Raw genomic sequence first — 1,183 nt, 5'->3', positions numbered from 1 at the left:
CGCTTTCGTTTGCGGCAGCATCGCTTCTTGGTTGCGGCACGCTTTTCCTCATGGGAGAACAGCGGCTCATGGGAGCAGTGCTTGCGGGCGCGGGAGCGGCGGCTCTCTACTTTGCACAGATGGCGCAGCGCGTGATGCGTGCGGCGCGGCTCGGTGCGGCGGCAGGTTCGTCGCAGGTGCAGGTGGGGCTGGTGCTGATGCTCGTTCTGATCGGGGCAGTCCTCTGGGCGGCGACGACGGCGGGCATACACTGCTTCTTCGCGGCGGTGGGAGGGTTTTTCCTGATGCACGCGATCATGATGGTGCAGCTGATCGTGCGGGCGATCCGCGCCGATAGACGGGACTCTCGGGAGTCCCGGTAGGTAACTGGGGGCTTGCCCCCCTGAGGGAGGTAGAGGTTATGCACGAAATCGGTGTTCGCGAGGCAGTGCAGGTCGCCGGATTTACCTTCAATTCGCAGACGTTGGAGATGACGTGGATCTCGATGGTCGTCGTCCTCTTCATCGGTTGGCTCGCGACGCGCAATCTAAAGGTTGTGCCGACGTCGAACTGGCAGATGATGATGGAGACGGTGATCGAGGCGCTTCATGACCAGGTCGAGGAGAACATGGGCCCGCGCGGGCGTGGATTCCTGTCCACGTTCATCGTGTCGCTGTTCCTGTTCCTTCTCGTGTCGAATTGGATCGGTCTGATTCCGACGATGGCATCGCCGACAAACGATCTGAACACCACATTGGGACTGGCTCTGCTGGTCATTGTCATGATGCACGTCCTGGGACTTGCGGTGAAGGGGATGCACTATGTGGCGCATTTCTTCCAGCCGGTCGCACCGTTCATCATCATCAACATTGTCGAGGAGGTTGCGAAACCGATCACGCTGTCGTTTCGTCTATTCGGCAATATTTTGGCAGGCGAGATTCTGATTCACATCCTGCTGCAGCTTCTCGGGAATGGCTCCACCATCCCATCGGTGATCTGGCTGGCGTTCAGTGTGTTCGTCGGCATTGTGCAGGCACTGGTCTTTACGATGCTCTCGACGGCATACATCGGTGCAGCTATTAAGACGGACGGCGGTCACTAATCCGGTTTCTCGTGCAACATGCACATCGTCTAAGATTTTGTTCAACAGTTTAAGGAGGATCTTTTCATGGAAAACGCAATCATGGTCGCAGGCGCTCTTATC

Annotated in this window: 2 protein-coding genes; both read left to right on the top strand. The window is 57.7% G+C overall.

Annotation, left to right across the window (positions count from 1 at the left end; all coding sequences use genetic code 11):
* A partial coding sequence (locus ACO6BQ_RS12595; RefSeq protein WP_489121497.1) for a hypothetical protein occupies positions 1–362 on the top strand: 362 nt, incomplete at its 5' end.
* A 38-nt stretch (positions 363–400) separates the two neighbouring features.
* Positions 401–1,081 carry a F0F1 ATP synthase subunit A gene (gene atpB / locus ACO6BQ_RS12590; protein WP_489121496.1) on the top strand — a complete coding sequence of 227 codons (681 nt, stop codon included), beginning with the start codon at positions 401–403 and terminating at the stop codon, positions 1,079–1,081.
* The last annotated feature ends 102 nt before the right edge of the window (positions 1,082–1,183 follow it).

It is taken from the genome of Centipeda sp. (in: firmicutes), from assembly GCF_057271695.1.
The sequence above is the reverse complement of the archived record's forward strand: the minus strand, read 5'-3'. Positions and strand labels throughout refer to the sequence as shown.